This is a genomic window from Burkholderia sp. Bp8986, from assembly GCF_003854225.1.
GTDB lineage: Bacteria > Pseudomonadota > Gammaproteobacteria > Burkholderiales > Burkholderiaceae > Burkholderia.
This window is the reverse complement of record NZ_QTQM01000005.1, coordinates 71,012-85,039: the sequence shown is the minus strand read 5'-3', so window position 1 is coordinate 85,039 and position 14,028 is coordinate 71,012. Positions and strand designations below refer to the sequence as shown.

Annotated in this window: 21 protein-coding genes; 1 reads left to right on the top strand and 20 read right to left on the bottom strand. The window is 63.5% G+C overall.

Annotated features, from left to right (window positions below):
- Positions 1 to 43: 43 nt before the first annotated feature.
- The gene (locus DID99_RS37160; RefSeq protein WP_185733744.1) at positions 44 to 217 is read left to right on the top strand and encodes a hypothetical protein; all 174 of its coding nucleotides are present in this window, start codon (positions 44 to 46) and stop codon (positions 215 to 217) included.
- Between the two features lie 67 nt (positions 218 to 284).
- Here DID99_RS37160 and DID99_RS07275 read toward each other — a convergent pair whose 3' ends face one another.
- The 20 genes from DID99_RS07275 to guaB all read right to left on the bottom strand — a co-directional run bounded on the left by DID99_RS07275 (position 285) and on the right by guaB (position 13,851).
- Entirely contained in the window at positions 285 to 686 is a 402-nt protein-coding gene (locus DID99_RS07275; RefSeq protein ID WP_124666423.1) for a hypothetical protein, read from the bottom strand.
- Positions 687 to 807: 121 nt separating this feature from the next.
- Positions 808 to 1,458: a hypothetical protein gene (locus DID99_RS07270; RefSeq protein ID WP_124666422.1), complete on the bottom strand. Its 651-nt coding sequence runs from the start codon at positions 1,456 to 1,458 to the stop codon at positions 808 to 810.
- Entirely contained in the window at positions 1,455 to 2,273 is an 819-nt protein-coding gene (locus DID99_RS07265; RefSeq protein WP_260444560.1) for a ComEC/Rec2 family competence protein, read from the bottom strand. The genes DID99_RS07270 and DID99_RS07265 overlap by 4 nt, the downstream gene beginning before the upstream one ends.
- 223 nt (positions 2,274 to 2,496) lie before the next feature.
- The gene (locus DID99_RS37155; protein WP_185733743.1) at positions 2,497 to 2,670 is read right to left on the bottom strand and encodes a hypothetical protein; all 174 of its coding nucleotides are present in this window, start codon (positions 2,668 to 2,670) and stop codon (positions 2,497 to 2,499) included.
- 22 nt (positions 2,671 to 2,692) lie between these two features.
- Positions 2,693 to 2,884, bottom strand: coding sequence for a hypothetical protein (locus DID99_RS07260; protein ID WP_124666420.1), 192 nt, complete (start codon positions 2,882 to 2,884; stop codon positions 2,693 to 2,695).
- Positions 2,881 to 3,225, bottom strand: a complete 345-nt coding sequence (locus DID99_RS07255) for a hypothetical protein (RefSeq protein WP_260444559.1) — start codon at positions 3,223 to 3,225, stop codon at positions 2,881 to 2,883. Before DID99_RS07255 ends, DID99_RS07260 begins: the two co-directional genes overlap by 4 nt.
- Positions 3,222 to 3,443 carry a hypothetical protein gene (locus DID99_RS07250; RefSeq protein ID WP_124666419.1) on the bottom strand — a complete coding sequence of 74 codons (222 nt, stop codon included), beginning with the start codon at positions 3,441 to 3,443 and terminating at the stop codon, positions 3,222 to 3,224. The genes DID99_RS07255 and DID99_RS07250 overlap by 4 nt, the downstream gene beginning before the upstream one ends.
- A complete protein-coding gene (locus tag DID99_RS07245; RefSeq protein ID WP_124666418.1) occupies positions 3,440 to 3,664 on the bottom strand; it encodes a hypothetical protein in 225 nt (74 codons plus the stop codon). The genes DID99_RS07250 and DID99_RS07245 overlap by 4 nt, the downstream gene beginning before the upstream one ends.
- Positions 3,661 to 3,873 carry a hypothetical protein gene (locus DID99_RS07240; protein WP_124666417.1) on the bottom strand — a complete coding sequence of 71 codons (213 nt, stop codon included), beginning with the start codon at positions 3,871 to 3,873 and terminating at the stop codon, positions 3,661 to 3,663. The genes DID99_RS07245 and DID99_RS07240 overlap by 4 nt, the downstream gene beginning before the upstream one ends.
- Positions 3,874 to 4,017: 144 nt before the next feature.
- On the bottom strand, positions 4,018 to 4,197 hold the full coding sequence (locus DID99_RS07235) for a hypothetical protein (RefSeq protein ID WP_111939897.1): 180 nt from the start codon (positions 4,195 to 4,197) through the stop codon (positions 4,018 to 4,020).
- 2 nt (positions 4,198 to 4,199) lie between these two features.
- Entirely contained in the window at positions 4,200 to 4,559 is a 360-nt protein-coding gene (locus DID99_RS07230) for a hypothetical protein (RefSeq protein ID WP_124666416.1), read from the bottom strand.
- Positions 4,559 to 5,599 (bottom strand): hypothetical protein, encoded by a 1,041-nt coding sequence (locus DID99_RS07225; RefSeq protein ID WP_124666415.1) that lies wholly within the window; start codon positions 5,597 to 5,599, stop codon positions 4,559 to 4,561. Before DID99_RS07225 ends, DID99_RS07230 begins: the two co-directional genes overlap by 1 nt.
- A gap of 233 nt (positions 5,600 to 5,832) precedes the next feature.
- Positions 5,833 to 6,099: a helix-turn-helix domain-containing protein gene (locus DID99_RS07220; RefSeq protein ID WP_185733742.1), complete on the bottom strand. Its 267-nt coding sequence runs from the start codon at positions 6,097 to 6,099 to the stop codon at positions 5,833 to 5,835.
- 282 nt (positions 6,100 to 6,381) lie between these two features.
- Positions 6,382 to 7,758, bottom strand: coding sequence for a VapE domain-containing protein (locus tag DID99_RS07215; protein ID WP_124666413.1), 1,377 nt, complete (start codon positions 7,756 to 7,758; stop codon positions 6,382 to 6,384).
- A complete protein-coding gene (locus DID99_RS07210; RefSeq protein WP_124666412.1) occupies positions 7,755 to 8,066 on the bottom strand; it encodes a hypothetical protein in 312 nt (103 codons plus the stop codon). The genes DID99_RS07215 and DID99_RS07210 overlap by 4 nt, the downstream gene beginning before the upstream one ends.
- A gap of 19 nt (positions 8,067 to 8,085) precedes the next feature.
- The gene (locus tag DID99_RS07205) at positions 8,086 to 8,331 is read right to left on the bottom strand and encodes an AlpA family transcriptional regulator (RefSeq protein WP_260444558.1); all 246 of its coding nucleotides are present in this window, start codon (positions 8,329 to 8,331) and stop codon (positions 8,086 to 8,088) included.
- 143 nt (positions 8,332 to 8,474) lie between these two features.
- Positions 8,475 to 9,899, bottom strand: a complete 1,425-nt coding sequence (locus tag DID99_RS07200) for a site-specific integrase (RefSeq protein WP_124666411.1) — start codon at positions 9,897 to 9,899, stop codon at positions 8,475 to 8,477.
- Positions 9,900 to 10,039: 140 nt separating this feature from the next.
- Positions 10,040 to 11,659, bottom strand: a complete 1,620-nt coding sequence (gene guaA / locus DID99_RS07195) for a glutamine-hydrolyzing GMP synthase (RefSeq protein WP_044843750.1) — start codon at positions 11,657 to 11,659, stop codon at positions 10,040 to 10,042.
- Positions 11,660 to 11,766: 107 nt separating this feature from the next.
- A complete protein-coding gene (locus DID99_RS07190; protein ID WP_044843751.1) occupies positions 11,767 to 12,384 on the bottom strand; it encodes a hypothetical protein in 618 nt (205 codons plus the stop codon).
- Between the two features lie 6 nt (positions 12,385 to 12,390).
- Complete coding sequence (gene guaB / locus DID99_RS07185; RefSeq protein WP_059464274.1) at positions 12,391 to 13,851, bottom strand: IMP dehydrogenase; 1,461 nt, start codon at positions 13,849 to 13,851, stop codon at positions 12,391 to 12,393.
- Positions 13,852 to 14,028 lie beyond the last annotated feature (177 nt).

Here is a 14,028-nt window from a genome sequence, read left to right as displayed (position 1 = left end):
TGTAGTGGCCGGGCTGTCCCGCACCTCGGTGCCCGGACCCGGCATGCAGGCAAGGAAAACACTGCGCGCCGGCGGCCATCGAATCACGGCCGCCAACCGCACAAACGACAACGCCCGGCAGGTTCCCCTGCCGGGCGTTGCGCATCATCCGATGCCGCTATCGGTCATCGAGGCACGCCTCGACGCCGACGCTCACTCCCACTCGATTGTCAATTGAACGCGCAAACCCTTATGGGTACTGGCTTCTAGCCCGTCGCGTCTTTGCCATACCGTCGCAGATACCGTCAGAATGCGCAGGCATTCCGCACAGTGCGCCCAGAGACGCCGAACAGGTCGGCAACTTGCCCCACGGCGTACCCGTTCGGCAATCCCTCGCCCACCATCTCACCCACCATACGCGCGATTTGCGTGTCGCGGTATCGCTTGTAAATCTGGCTGCAGTTCGGTGGGTTCAGGTTCTCGCCGGGAAACGCATTGCATAGCTTCATAGCGTCGTCACGCCCCAGGACGCGCACCAGGTCATGATCGTCACGCAGGCGCTGCGGCGTCGGAACGTACAGGATGACCCGCGACGATTGCTTGCCACTCACACCGCCAACGTAACGCGGCAGTTGCCCAATGAGATACAACGCGCGTTCACGCCCGATCACGTCGGCTATCTCTTGCACGCTTTCCGGTAGTTGCATGGTCGATTCACACTGTCCTAATGAGACGGCATGATACCGCTTAGCTCCCCCACAAGCAACAAAAACCCTTAAAAATCAGCTACTTATTCACGTTCATGAATACTTTCCACTTGCGAGAACATCACACCTTTGCAGCCGGCGCGGCCTTCACCTTCGTGGTGGAGTGGACAGCCAGCACGTTGCACACGAACCGCGCGCCGCTATGACGTGCGCCGATAGCGCACACCACGTATTGCGCGGCGAACAAGGCGCCAGCGAGCCATCGGCTGCCCAGCGGTGCCCCGGCGTACCAGAGCGCGGCAGGCACCAATGGAATCAACAGCAGCGACATCGCCGCCATGTCCCGGTACATCAGGTACAGCTTGTGCGCTTCGCTTACTGCAGGATCGTCGCCCACCTGGCGGTATAGCTTGTACCACTTCGCATTTTGCTCGCCTGGGTCAGTCGGCAAGGCACCAACGTTCTTCGCCAACGCCTTCATGTCGATGCGGGCGTCGGCTGGCGCGTGTTTCGTGAATGCCTGGCTGCCAGGCAACGGATTGGTGAACCTCCAGTAGACAAGCCTGGCCTTGGCTGCATGCGACAGCAGCCCCGTCAACAGCAGAACAAGCACCGGAAGGGCCGTGGTCGAACCCGCACGGAGAATCGCCAGCGTGCTGGCGTCTATCAGGCCTGGCGCCACGAACAACAGCACCACGGCCGCATCGAATGCCGCCAGCGATACCAGCCACTTCATGTTTGCGGCCTTCAGGACTGGGGAGCGGTTTTTCATCCCTGACACTCCGTATCGATAAAGAATCGCCCGCTGTCGTCAGTTTCGAATTGGATCGTGCCATCCCGGCGAGTCGTCAGCACATGGCGACGCTTCATGGTGGTCCGAACGATCACGCCTTCGTCCCTCACCACGGCCCGATAGTCCGGCACGGTCAGTTGCGTATCGTGAACGATTCCCTTGTCGGATATGACGACCGCCTGCGGCCTGCAGATTTCGAATACCTCTTTGCAGAAGCCATTTTCTCGCCCGTGGTGAGAAGCCATCAGCACATCCACCGTACCAAGCCACGCCCGAAAATCTGGCCGCTCAAGCAAAGCAAGCCACCCATCGCGTTCAATGTCTCCGGGAAACAGAAACGTCACGCCGCCATAGCGAATGAACACCACCAGGCTGAGATTGTTGGTGTCGATGAATCGCGGGAACGCATTGCTGAACGTGGCGCAGGTTATCCCGTTCATGCACTGATTGAATGGGCTCGTTGTGGGCACATTGAAGCTGTCGCAGGCCCCGACATACCATTCGGCATCGCCGGTTAGTGGGCCGCCGCCCAGCTTGATGGCCCTCATGGTAGTGCCGGTGTACGAGGTGTTCCGAATCAGCGTGTCAACGGTCACGCCAGCCAGGCCGAGCCCGCGCAGGTCGCTCATGTGGTCCTGGTCGGCGTTGGTAATGAACAGGTAGTCGAGCATCGTCCTGCCAAGGACGTAGCGAATGAACGTGCTGGGTGACCACGCTTTGGAGTTGCCGGCGTCAATCATAGCCAGCCTCGCCCCCACATCACCAGCGAGCGTCGGTGTGACGTGCTGAATCATGGCGCACGCCCCGTGCTCCACGTCCCAAACGCGAAGACGCATTACCCCCGGCATTTTCCTCGCCCCCAAGGCTTCAAGACATGGAGGAATGTAATGCTTAGGATGCGCTTCCGCTAGTTGCGGCAGCCCCTACCCGCAACTTCCCAACAGCTATGGTACGGCCGCCTTCGCCATCGGCACGCAAAGAAGCGGCAGCGCGTCCGCACGCCGCCGCTGCAGCGGATTAGTAAGGCAGCCGCACACCCAGGCGCTCGGCATGCCGCTGGACGGCCTGCTCAATGTCGCGCGCCAGGTCGTCGTCCGGCTCATCGGGGCGAAGCGCCAGCGGCTGCAGGCCGTTATGAATGAACGCGGCGTGCGCGCGGGCAAGGTTTGATACGAGTACGGAAATGCTCATCTACGATTTGCGAGTGATTTATTTATTCGGCAGCTTTCATGGCGGCTGCCGACAACGCCAGTGCATCAGCGCGCCGCCGTTCGCGGTCCGCTTCGGTTACGACGGGACCCAAAATGCGATCCACCAGGGCTGCCCAGTCGGGCGCATCCTTGTCGCGGCGGAAAACTGCGCGGCCGGCATCCTCTGCGGCAAACGGAAGGCGTACCGCGCTCATCGCGCCACCAGTTGCTGGGCGCGGCCAACTGCCAGCAGGGCAGCGTCGCGCGTCAGGCCGTTGCGTTCGAACAGCTTGCCGAACGCGGCCAAGTCGTCGTCGGACGGCTTGTCATTGGTGCCAGCGAGCCAGCCCAGTGCCACCAGCGTGTCGCGGTTCGGACGGTTGCGCAGTCCTTCGGCGCGTTCTTCGCCCTTGCGCAGGTAAAGCAGCCAGGAAACGTCGAACTTGCCGCGCTCGATGGCCGGCAGCATTCGGTCGTCGCGATACTGGCCGATACGGCGCGGCGTTACTTCGAAGATCGCGGCCAGTTCGGTGGCGGTCATCAGGTATGTTTTCATGGTGCGTTTGCTCCGGTCGTTGCGGGTACGCGCGACGCTGCGGGCGTCCAGTCGCGATATTCGAATGCCAGGCCTTTCCAGCTGCGTAGCGCGTCACGCAATCGGCCGGCACCGTCGCGTCTATCCAGCGACTGGCGCGTGTCCTGGCTGATCGCGTCGGCCGTTGCCATGGCTGCGGCAATCAGGGCGAAAACGTTGTTCGGATCGACACCATTCATTGCTTGATGCCCCTGGCCTGGCGGGCCTGCTCGATCAGCGGGCCGGCCGGATCAATGCTCGTCGCACCATGCGGTGCGGGATGGCGCGGTTTGCGCTGGCTGTATCGCCGCTTGCCGCCAGGCTTGCGCGTGGTCGGCGATGGCGCCGGTGCCGGGGCGACTTCGTGGGTCGCCGCAGGCTCGGCGTGTCGCTTAAACAGCTTCGTCAGCAGCGCTTTCATGCGGCCGTCCCCTGGCGCGTCGCATTTGCGAGTGCAATTGCGGTGACTTCCAGCTGGGTCGCTAGGCGCCGAAGCTCGACCGTCGCATGTGCGACAGCAGGAGCATCCAGGTTCGCGGCGCCGGCCAGCAACGCGCGGAACCGCGCGAGCGTCGCGGACGCTTCGCCGCATGCGTTGGCGGCTTCGGTGAGTGTGTTTCGTGTGCTCATGTGGTTGTACTCATATGTTTAGGATTGCTTCCGATACTTCCGGCGTCGGTAGCCAGCGCGAAGGGGTAACCCCCAGGCTCAACACGGAGGGGGTCAGGCCGTGCCCACGCTGATGGACCGCGCTCGTGAGCTCGCGTCCGCGTATTAACCCGCGCGGCTCGGTTGGAAATCGTTCGCGTTGCCCAGCGCGCGCCGCAGCAATGCCGTGGCCGTCTGGTTGAAACTCAGTTCTGCTCCGACACGTTGCGACATGGCACGGCGCTGCGCTTCGATTTGCTCGCGTACATCGCGCGGGAGTGTGAGGGAAACCTTTTGCTGTTCCATCGTCAGAACTCCAATGGCTTCCAGTCGCGCCAGGCACTGCGTTGCGTGTGCGCCGCGCTAGCGTTGACTGTGTGTTTAAACTCGGTGACGCGGCTGGCCAGCAGCTTCACGGCGCGGGCAGTCTGCGCTTCGTTCAGCGCCGGGAATGCTTGTCGCAGCCAGTCGCGCGCGCCGTCGAACGAGTAGCGAAACGTGCCGTGCACTGTCATCACCAGCAGGCGCGGGTTTCCTTCGTCGTCCGCGCCGCGATCCACAAAGGAAGCGCCAGCGATCACGGTTGCGGCTTCGACTGGCAGCTCGTCGCTGGCTGGCGCTGCGGTGGGCTTTCGCCCGCCCACCATGGCGCGAAGGCGGGCAAGCATTACGCGGCCGTCCACACCACGTTCGCATCCGGCACGATGCCTTGTGCAGATGCGAAGCACGTAACCTGCGCGTCGCCTTGCGTGTTCAGGCGGTTAATTTTGATATCAACGTCATGCCACAGCGCGGCCACGCAGGTGCCCGGTGCGAAGATGTACGGGGCACCAGCCTGCGCCGACAGCATCGCCGGCACGCCCTGCACGCTGAACACGCCATCGCCGCGATAGCCCGCGCCCGTGCCGTTCGTGACGGCTCGAATGTCGCTTTCCTGCAGGAACTGCGCGGCCACCTTGTTGAAGCTGAACGCGGTCGGGTTCGTCGCCGCCAGGGCCGCGAAGAAAACGCGGTCAACGTACTGCGCCAGGCCGCCCAGGATGGCGTCCAGCATGCAGGACCACAGGGTTTCGCCGCCGCCGACTGCCTTGTCCATCTTGCGCGTCACGTTTGTGGAGAACGCCGCGCTGGGCGCGTCGGGCCAGCCATATTCCTTGTCCTTGAACGGCAGCGCCTGCGCTGCTGCTGCGGTGCCGTCTGCCACGTCCGTGAAATTCGCCGGCAGGGTACGGCGCACCAGCGCGCTGTCGCGGTACAGGCCAAACAACCCGCTGGTCTGTTCGCCGTTGATGCCGATCGCTTGATCGCGGGGATGCGCCAGCACCAGGCGCACGCCTGCTTGCACGGCCGCGCTGCGGGCCGAAATCTCTGCGACCGGATCGATAACATGCGTTTCGCCGGCCGGCTTCTCGTTCACTACGTGGACGTTGTCGGCCTGGATCGTGTTGCTGATGAAGTCGGCCAGGTTGAGCCGCACCATCGTCGCGGCCTCGCCACCCACCGGGATGAATCTTGCGCTCTCACCGCTGCCTTGCTGATAGACGGGCGGCATAGCGCGGCCGGCTTCACCGAATGCGCCATGCAGCGGGTTCGTGCGCACCGCGCGGCCTTCAACGTGGCCACGCGTGCCGGCGAAGGTGCGCTCAAAGGCGGCGTTAATCTCTGCGTCGCTGAAGTGCGACAGCGGGCGTTGTTCGTTTTCGATCATGTTCGGGAATCCTTGTGGTGAGTTTTCCCGCATTGTTCCGCTTTTCGATGCGCAATTCCTCCTGTGGAATTTCCACTGTTTGCGAACGAACGTTCACCGCATTTCACAATGGGAAACGGAAATGGGACGTTTGGGGCCACGCAGATATCGAAAGGTGCGGAAGCCTTGCCCCCGTACCCTGGCGGCCGGGGGAAGGACCCGCGATGCCCCAGCGCGGTGCATCCAGGCGCGCATCAGGCCACGCCGGCAGCTCGTCTGCGGCCTTCGTCGGTCAGGCCGTATCTGCCTCTGCCATCACGCTTCACCAGCCCAGCACGCGCCATTCTCGCCAGCTTGCGCACGACCGTAGGACGCGGCATGCCGATGTACTGGGCCAGCTTGAACGCTGTCATTGGCCTGGCCTCCAGGTCGCCGATGGCCACACCAACCAGCAGCAGCACATCACCAGCACGCGACGCAAACCTGCGCTCTCTCAGCAGCGCGATGGATAGCTGGCGCATGTCATCTAGGACATGGTGCAATGGCGTTCGTCGGGGCATCAGCGGGGTACGGGGTATGGCGGGGTGGGCATTTTCTAAGAGTACATCGACCTATGTAAGCAACATTACATAGGTCGTTCCTTTTCTTTATATTGGGTACCCCGTCATACCCCGCCTGCCCAGAGCCTTATGCGGCAAGGGTTTCGCGGCGGGGTAGGCGCGAAAATTCGCGTCCGGCGGGGTACCCTCGCTGCAGCGGGCAACAAAAAACCCCGCTCGATGGCGGGGCTGCTGGCACGTCGGCTAGAACGGGCGTCCGTCGTCGTCTGGCTGCCATCGCTCATTGCGGCTGCGCGGCATCCAGAATCCTTGCCGGCCTTCGTTCTTGGACTTGCGGAATCCCAGCTTCGCCAAGGCTTTTCCAGCCTTGGAAGCCTGAACGCTGGTCGGCTGGCTATACCCGATAACGCGCAGCACTTCCGAAGCCTGCATGTGCTTCACTTCCGGCGCCGATGGGTCAAACGCAGCCAGGATCAATTCAGCGATAGGGTCGCTCTGCTCATGCCCGTCGTTGATCGCCTTCAGGCGCGTGTTCTCGTCGGCCGTCAGGTGCCACTGTTCGCCGGCCTTGAACCACGTCAGCACTTCGGCCCAAAGCTGCTGCATGTCGATGGTGTGCTGATAGTCGATCCGATCAACGGCCACGGTCCACCAGCGGCGGTTCCCGCTGTCGTCCACCAGATAGTTCGCATCATTCACTGACGCGCAGAAAACAGTGCGGCGGTCGCGTTCGTCGTCCTCACGCTCATACGGGCGCCGGAATTTGTCCGTGCTCTGCGTGATGAACGCTTTCAGGCGTGCAATGTCGGCTTTCTTGAACGTCGCATCGACTTCGCCCAGCTCGACAATCCAATGCGACACGGCCGTGATGATCGTGTCTTTGTTCGCCGGGTCCAGCATGGCGCCAGTCAACACCAGGTTGCTTTCTGCCGGCGCCAGACGCTTAAACCAGCGCGTCTTACCGGCACCCTGGGGGCCAGTGAACACTAGCGCGCCGTGCGCTTCGAAGCCTTCCGGCATGAATGCGGCAGCCACGGCCGAAATCAGCCAGCGGCGCAGCAGCGCGTCGCGCATGGCAGCGGGGTAGCATTCCGCCAGCTCGATAGTCGCCGCCAGGGCATCGAAGCGGCTCACGCCATCCCACGGCTTCGATTCGATCCACTTCTTGACGGGGTTGTGCTGATTGCGATCCGCGATGGCGACCAGGTACTGGTCGATATCGGTTTTTGGCATGCGGTTGCGCGCGCAGATGGAAGTGATTTCAGCCAGCGTCGCCTTTTGCTTGTTGTCAACGGACGTGGCATGGCCCGGAATCAGGACCTCGATTTTCTTGCGGATCACGTTGTACCGGGCGGTGATACCGTAGCACTCCAACACGTATTCGAGATTTTCGCGCGTATTCATCGGCAGGCCCTTGTCCGATTGGTCAGGGAATCCGTACTGATTTACGGGATCAGTCAGCGCCCTGGTGGCCGGCGCGGGCGCATGGGTAGCAGGCTTTGCCGGCCCTGGCTTCGCAATCGCGATGCCCCCAGGCTGCCCGCCACGCGCTGGCGGCAACGCTCGCGGCGCCTCACCGCGCAGGCCAGACACCACATCGTCAATCGTCGGGATGGTCATTCGTGCTTCCACCCCATTTCGATCAGGGCGGAACGTGCAGCGTCGATGTGCGAGTACGGGAAGCACAATTCCTTGCTGATGGAAAGGAACGCATCCCCCGCCTGTTGCAAGCTGCCGCCCTTCGACATTTCGCGTGTCACGTAACGCACCAGGGAATCCACCGCTTGGCTGCGAATATCATCTTCCAGTTCTGCGCGCGCAACTTCTGTCACTCGTTGCCACGACTTGAAATCTTCGACGGTCAGCATTTTCTTGGTGCTATAATTAGCAGTACGCAGATTTTTTTCGTTTTGATGGAGGGCTGTCATTTTTGGCGGTCCTCCATTTTTATTGCGCGCTCGCGGCGTCCAATTGCGCGCGCTGCCATTCCTGAATGTCACTCAGCTTCCAGGCGGTCACGCCAGCGGAAAGCTTCACCGGCTGCGGAAAGCTTTTGTCCCGAACCTTCCGCCAGAGTGTGGCCTTCGTGAAGGGAACGAACCGCTCGCCAAGCAGTTGCGATTCACGAAGAAAGACCTCAAGGCCAAGCTTTTTTGCATTGAGCATTTTGTGCGGCTCCAAGTGAGATTGCATGGAACCATTCTCTTGATCCGTGCCGCTCAATTCCCCCGGTGGGATTTGCCGAACCATCATCCACCATCACGCGCGTTCACCACTGAGACAGCGCCGCATAAAAAAACCCGGCCGAAGCCGGGTTCTGCTGAGACGGTGCGCGCTTACAGGTCGTCGTCCAGGTCATCTTCGTGGATTTCGGCCGCGCGCCGCTTGGCATCGGCAATCAGCTCGCGCGCAGACTCGCCGCGCATCCAGGCGTCGATCATGTCGGCCCAGCACTGCAGCATGATCTTCCGCTCTGACAGGTAGCGGTTCACGTTGTAGACAGCGGCAATCCGGTTGCGCGGCGCGTGCGCCAGCGACATTTCAATCCACCGCTCATCAAACTTCGCGCGGTTCAGGCCGGTGGAGAACGTGCGCCGAAGGTCGTGCACGCCGAACGTCTGGAATTCCGGATCGTCCTTTCGAATACGCTCCACCGCTGCGTCAATCACGCGGTTCAGCGTCGCGTTGCTGATGGGTAAATCGTGGTCATAGCGGCCTGGATGCAGGTATTTGCTCGCGCCAAAGCAGGACCGTAGCGCCACCAGGATATCCAGCGCCTGTTCACTCAGCGGGATGACGTGCGCCTTTCCGGCTTTCATGCGTTCGGGCGGGATGGTCCAGCGTTCGGCGTCGAAATCGACTTCGGCCCACACGGCGTCGATGAACTCGCCTTTCCGCACGCCAGTCAGCAAAACGAATTTCAGCGCCAGCCGCAGTGTTGGCGTCGTGGCAACCTGCTCCAGCGCCGTCAGGAACGTGCGAATTTCGGCCGGCGACAATGCGCGGTCGCGCGGTTCAAATGAGGCGATTGTGCTGGCGCGGATGGCTTCTGCCGGATTGCTTACCGCCTGGCCGCTGCCCTGCGCATGTCGAAACACCGCCTGCACGACTTCCCGCACGTGCACCGCTACGGCAGGCCCGCGCTTGTCTTTCGTGGTGTCGCACAGGCGCTTCAGCCGCTGCGGCGTCACTTCGTCCAGGCGAAGTTTGCCGAACTCCGGTTCGATGACGCGACGATACGTGGAACGGCGAAACGCCAGGGTGCTGTCCGCCAGCTGCTCGGCGCCGCTCTTTGGGTCTGCCTTGTGGGCGAAATAGCTTTCGGCCCATCCGCCGAATGTCAGCGCTTCGGCTGCAGCGGTGCGCTTCTCGACTTTGGCGCGTGATGGCGATGCGCCCCGCTCCACGTCGCGCCTGGCGCGATCCAGCAGCGAACGCGCCTCTCGCAGTGACATGTCCATGCCGTATTCGAGCGCATCCAGTTCGCGAGTCGGAGCGCGGGCCAGGTCGGCGTCGTATCGGCCAATGGCCAGCGTCTCGCGCCGCCCGTTTAAACGGTAGTCGTAGCGGAAGGAAATGGTGCCCGTGGGCAGGACGGCGGCATACATGCCGTCGCGGTCGGTCACCTTGAAGGTTTTTTCCCTGGGCTTGATGGCGCCCAGTTCTCGGTCTGTCAGCAAAATCGGCCTCCGGTCTGGTTTGCCGCACGATACCGTCAGACCGTCTGACGGTACTTCGTGTGGCTTTTCCAGCCGTCTCATGCCGTACCGTCATTCGTACCGCCCGAATGACCGGGATTGAGTGATACAGGATGACACCCCCTGAATCACTCAAACCCTTGACGCAAAAGGCTAACGATCGATTTTTGATACTGCTTGAGACGACGTGAGCCGATTTTGAATCACTCCCACTCGATCGTCGCCGGCGGCTTGCCCGAGATGTCGTACACCACGCGGTTGATCCCGCGCACCTCGTTGATGATCCGGTTCGACGCACGGCCGAGCAGCGCGTACGGCAGGTGCGCCCAGTGCGCGGTCATGAAGTCGGTGGTCTGCACCGCGCGCAGCGACGTCACGTAGTCGTACGTGCGGCCATCGCCCATCACGCCGACCGACTTCACCGGCAGGAACACCGCGAACGCCTGGCTCGTCAGGTCGTACCAGGTCTTGCCGACGTCGGCCTCGCCGCACAGGCCCGCTGCCGCGTCCTGCGCGGTGGCGGTCGTGCCGCGCAACTCCTCGATGAAGATCGCATCCGCGCGACGCAGCAGGTCCGCGTATTCGCGCTTCACTTCGCCGAGAATCCGCACGCCGAGGCCCGGGCCCGGGAACGGATGGCGGTACACCATCTCCGGCGGCAGGCCGAGCGCGACGCCGAGTTCGCGCACTTCGTCCTTGAACAGGTCGCGCAGCGGCTCGAGCAGCTTCAGGCCGAGCGTTTCCGGCAGGCCGCCGACGTTGTGGTGGCTCTTGATCGTCGTCGCCTTCTTGGTCTTCGTGCCGCCCGATTCGACCACGTCAGGGTAGATCGTGCCCTGTGCGAGCCACTTCGCCTTCGACAGCTTCTTCGCCTCGGCCTGGAACACCTCGACGAACTCGCGGCCGATGATCTTGCGCTTCGCTTCCGGATCGGTCACGCCGGCCAGGTGGCCGAGGAACTGCTCGGATGCGTCGACGTGCACGACCTTCGCATGCAAGCGGCCCTCGAACATGTCGAGCACCATCTGGCCTTCGTTCAGGCGCAGCAGACCGTGGTCGACGAACACGCAGGTCAGCTGGTCGCCGATCGCGCGGTGGATCAGCGCGGCCGCGACGCTCGAATCGACGCCGCCCGACAGGCCGAGAATCACTTCCTCGTCACCGACCTGCTCGCGAATCTTCGCGACGGCTTCCTCGATGTGGTTCTTCATGATCCAGTCGGGCTTCGCGCCGGCGATCTGCAGCACGAAGCGTTCGATGATCTGGCGGCCCTTCACCGTGTGCGTGACTTCCGGGTGGAACTGCACCGCGTAGTAGCCGCGCGCCTCGTCGGCCATGCCGGCGATCGGGCAGCTCGGCGTCGACGCCATCAGCGCGAAGCCCGGCGGCAGCTCGGCAACCTTGTCGCCGTGGCTCATCCAGACCTTCAGCATCCCGTGGCCTTCATCCGTCTTGAAATCCTCGATGCCGTCGAGCAGGCGCGTATGGCCGTGCGCGCGCATTTCCGCATAGCCGAATTCGCGATGGTCGCTCCACTCGACCTTGCCGCCGAGCTGCACGGCCATCGTCTGCATGCCGTAGCAAATGCCGAGCACCGGCACGCCGAGATCCCACACGGCCTGCGGCGCGCGCAGCTGGTGGTCTTCGTACGTGCTCGCGTGGCTGCCCGACAGGATCACCGCCTTCGGCGCGAACTCGCGGACGAAGTCGTCGGACACGTCGTTCGGGTGGATTTCGCAGTAGACGTGCGCTTCGCGCACGCGGCGCGCGATCAGTTGGGTGACTTGCGAACCGAAGTCGAGAATCAGGATTTTGTCGTGCATGGCTGCGGACGGGATGAAGAGAATAAGAAAAGCAGCGCACGAAGCGCTGCGTCAAAAGCATGGACAGCGGCGTCGGGCGGCAGGCGGCTCGCGCGACGCATCGCCGGTCAATCCTGCAACGGCGGGCGGGCGTCGAATGCGACGCTGCCTGACGCGCGGTCGGATGCGGCCGACGTGGTGGCCGCGGCCGGCGCCGAGGGCGCCGCCGGACGGCTGACGACCGGTTCGACCCGCTGCCGCGGCGCGGAGGCCACCGCTGGTTCGGCCGGGCGCTTCGCGTCCCGAGCGTCGGGCGCCTGCGCCCGTTCCACCCTTTCCGCCTTCTCGCGCCGCCGCACGGTCGATGCCAGCCGCACGCCGCCGAGGCCCAGCAAGATCAGCGCGACCCCGGCCATCGCCGACAGCACGCGGCCGGCGGCCGCGAGCGCGGGACCGTTGCCGGTGCCGAACGACCACACGACCGCCAGCACGCCGATCAGCCAGTTCACATGGCCGACCGCACGTGCGACGGGCGCCGTGAGATCACCGTTGAGCGCCGCATGAAACGCGAGCCACGCGAGGCCGAGCAGCGCGATGCCGAACGCCTGGCCGAGCATCGCCGGCTGGATGTTCGCCAGCTGCAGCGCGTTGAACAGCGCCTGCCAGGGCGTCAGCACGAACAGCACGCCGAACGCCAGCAGCAGCACGGCATCGACGATCAGCACGGCTCGCAGCAGCGGTTTCATCGGCGATCAGTCCACGTGGTAGTTCGGTGCTTCCTTCGTGATCTGCACGTCGTGCACGTGCGACTCGCGCATGCCCGCCGCGGTGATCTGGACGAATTCGGCCTTGTCGTGCAGTTCGTCGATCGTGCGGCAACCGCAGTAGCCCATGCTCGCGCGCACGCCGCCGACCAGCTGGAACAGGATCGCGTTGACCGAACCCTTGTACGCGACGCGGCCCTCGATGCCTTCCGGCACGAGCTTGTCGATGTTCGCCGAGTTGTCCTGGAAGTAGCGGTCCGCCGCGCCGTCCTTCATCGCGCCGACCGAACCCATGCCGCGGTACGACTTGTACTGGCGGCCCTGGTAGAGGAACACGTCGCCCGGCGCCTCTTCGGTACCCGCGAACATGCTGCCCATCATCACCGCGTTCGCGCCGGCCGCGAGGGCCTTCGACACGTCGCCCGAGAAACGCACGCCGCCGTCGGCGATGCACGGCACGCCGGTGCCCTTCAGCGCTTCCGCGACGTTCGCGATCGCGCTGATCTGCGGCACGCCGACGCCCGCGACGATCCGCGTCGTGCAGATCGAGCCCGGGCCGATACCGACCTTGACCGCGTCCGCGCCGTATTCGACGAGCGCCTTCGCGGCGGCGGCCGTCGCGATGTTGCCGCCGATCACCTCGACGTGCGGGAAGTTCTGCTTGACCCAGCGCACGCGCTCGAGCACGCCCTTGCTGTGGCCGTGCGCGGTATCGACGACGATCACGTCGACGCCGGCCTGCACCAGCAGCTCGACGCGCTCTTCGTTGTCCGGGCCGACGCCGACCGCCGCGCCTGCGCGCAGCTTGCCGTGTTCGTCCTTGCACGCATCCGGGTGTTCGGTCTGCTTCGTGATGTCCTTCACGGTCATCAGGCCGCGCAGTTCGAACGCGTCGTTGACGACCAGCACGCGCTCGAGGCGGTGGCTGTGCATCAGCGCCTTCGCTTCGGCGAGCGGCGTGCCTTCCTTGACGGTGACGAGACGCTCGCGCGGCGTCATGATCGACTTGACCGGTTCGTCGAGGCGCGATTCGAAACGCAGGTCGCGGTTCGTGACGATGCCGACGAGCTGCGGGCCTTCGACGACCGGGAAGCCCGAGATGCCATGCTGACGCGACAGCGCGATCACGTCGCGCACCTTCATCTGCGGCGGAACCGTGATCGGGTCGCGCACGACGCCCGATTCGAAACGCTTGACCTTCGCGACTTCGCGAGCCTGCTCGGCCGGCGTGAGGTTCTTGTGGACGATGCCCACACCACCCTGCTGCGCCATCGCGATCGCGAGGCGACCTTCGGTGACCGTGTCCATCGCGGCGGACACGAGCGGCATGTTCAGGGAGATGTTGCGGGTCAGCTTGGTCTTCAGGCTGGTGTCGCGCGGGAGAACGTCGGAAAAGGCGGGAACGAGGAGCACATCATCGAAAGTGAGTGCTTTTTGGATCAGACGCATGGCAAATCCTATGGGCGCAAAAGCGAATTATACGCGAAGCGCTGCGAATTTTCACAACACGAACAACGGGTTAGCCGCCTTCAGGCGCCCGGGGGCCGAATCGTTCGGATCGCCGTTCGGTTCGTTTTCGATCGCCTTTCGTTTCACCCCCGCATCGGCCCATTCGCGCAGCCGGCC

What these genes read in the sequence shown, in the direction of transcription:
- DID99_RS37160 (WP_185733744.1), top strand. Translation starts at nt 44, where the DNA reads ATGCAGGCAAGGAAAACACTGCGCGCCGGCGGCCATCGAATCACGGCC.
- DID99_RS07275 (WP_124666423.1), bottom strand. Translation starts at nt 686, where the DNA reads ATGCAACTACCGGAAAGCGTGCAAGAGATAGCCGACGTGATCGGGCGT.
- DID99_RS07270 (WP_124666422.1), bottom strand. Translation starts at nt 1,458, where the DNA reads ATGAAAAACCGCTCCCCAGTCCTGAAGGCCGCAAACATGAAGTGGCTG.
- DID99_RS07265 (WP_260444560.1), bottom strand. Translation starts at nt 2,273, where the DNA reads ATGATTCAGCACGTCACACCGACGCTCGCTGGTGATGTGGGGGCGAGG.
- DID99_RS37155 (WP_185733743.1), bottom strand. Translation starts at nt 2,670, where the DNA reads ATGAGCATTTCCGTACTCGTATCAAACCTTGCCCGCGCGCACGCCGCG.
- DID99_RS07260 (WP_124666420.1), bottom strand. Translation starts at nt 2,884, where the DNA reads ATGAGCGCGGTACGCCTTCCGTTTGCCGCAGAGGATGCCGGCCGCGCA.
- DID99_RS07255 (WP_260444559.1), bottom strand. Translation starts at nt 3,225, where the DNA reads ATGAAAACATACCTGATGACCGCCACCGAACTGGCCGCGATCTTCGAA.
- DID99_RS07250 (WP_124666419.1), bottom strand. Translation starts at nt 3,443, where the DNA reads ATGAATGGTGTCGATCCGAACAACGTTTTCGCCCTGATTGCCGCAGCC.
- DID99_RS07245 (WP_124666418.1), bottom strand. Translation starts at nt 3,664, where the DNA reads ATGAAAGCGCTGCTGACGAAGCTGTTTAAGCGACACGCCGAGCCTGCG.
- DID99_RS07240 (WP_124666417.1), bottom strand. Translation starts at nt 3,873, where the DNA reads ATGAGCACACGAAACACACTCACCGAAGCCGCCAACGCATGCGGCGAA.
- DID99_RS07235 (WP_111939897.1), bottom strand. Translation starts at nt 4,197, where the DNA reads ATGGAACAGCAAAAGGTTTCCCTCACACTCCCGCGCGATGTACGCGAG.
- DID99_RS07230 (WP_124666416.1), bottom strand. Translation starts at nt 4,559, where the DNA reads ATGCTTGCCCGCCTTCGCGCCATGGTGGGCGGGCGAAAGCCCACCGCA.
- DID99_RS07225 (WP_124666415.1), bottom strand. Translation starts at nt 5,599, where the DNA reads ATGATCGAAAACGAACAACGCCCGCTGTCGCACTTCAGCGACGCAGAG.
- DID99_RS07220 (WP_185733742.1), bottom strand. Translation starts at nt 6,099, where the DNA reads ATGCGCCAGCTATCCATCGCGCTGCTGAGAGAGCGCAGGTTTGCGTCG.
- DID99_RS07215 (WP_124666413.1), bottom strand. Translation starts at nt 7,758, where the DNA reads ATGACCATCCCGACGATTGACGATGTGGTGTCTGGCCTGCGCGGTGAG.
- DID99_RS07210 (WP_124666412.1), bottom strand. Translation starts at nt 8,066, where the DNA reads ATGACAGCCCTCCATCAAAACGAAAAAAATCTGCGTACTGCTAATTAT.
- DID99_RS07205 (WP_260444558.1), bottom strand. Translation starts at nt 8,331, where the DNA reads ATGCAATCTCACTTGGAGCCGCACAAAATGCTCAATGCAAAAAAGCTT.
- DID99_RS07200 (WP_124666411.1), bottom strand. Translation starts at nt 9,899, where the DNA reads ATGAGACGGCTGGAAAAGCCACACGAAGTACCGTCAGACGGTCTGACG.
- guaA (WP_044843750.1), bottom strand. Translation starts at nt 11,659, where the DNA reads ATGCACGACAAAATCCTGATTCTCGACTTCGGTTCGCAAGTCACCCAA.
- DID99_RS07190 (WP_044843751.1), bottom strand. Translation starts at nt 12,384, where the DNA reads ATGAAACCGCTGCTGCGAGCCGTGCTGATCGTCGATGCCGTGCTGCTG.
- guaB (WP_059464274.1), bottom strand. Translation starts at nt 13,851, where the DNA reads ATGCGTCTGATCCAAAAAGCACTCACTTTCGATGATGTGCTCCTCGTT.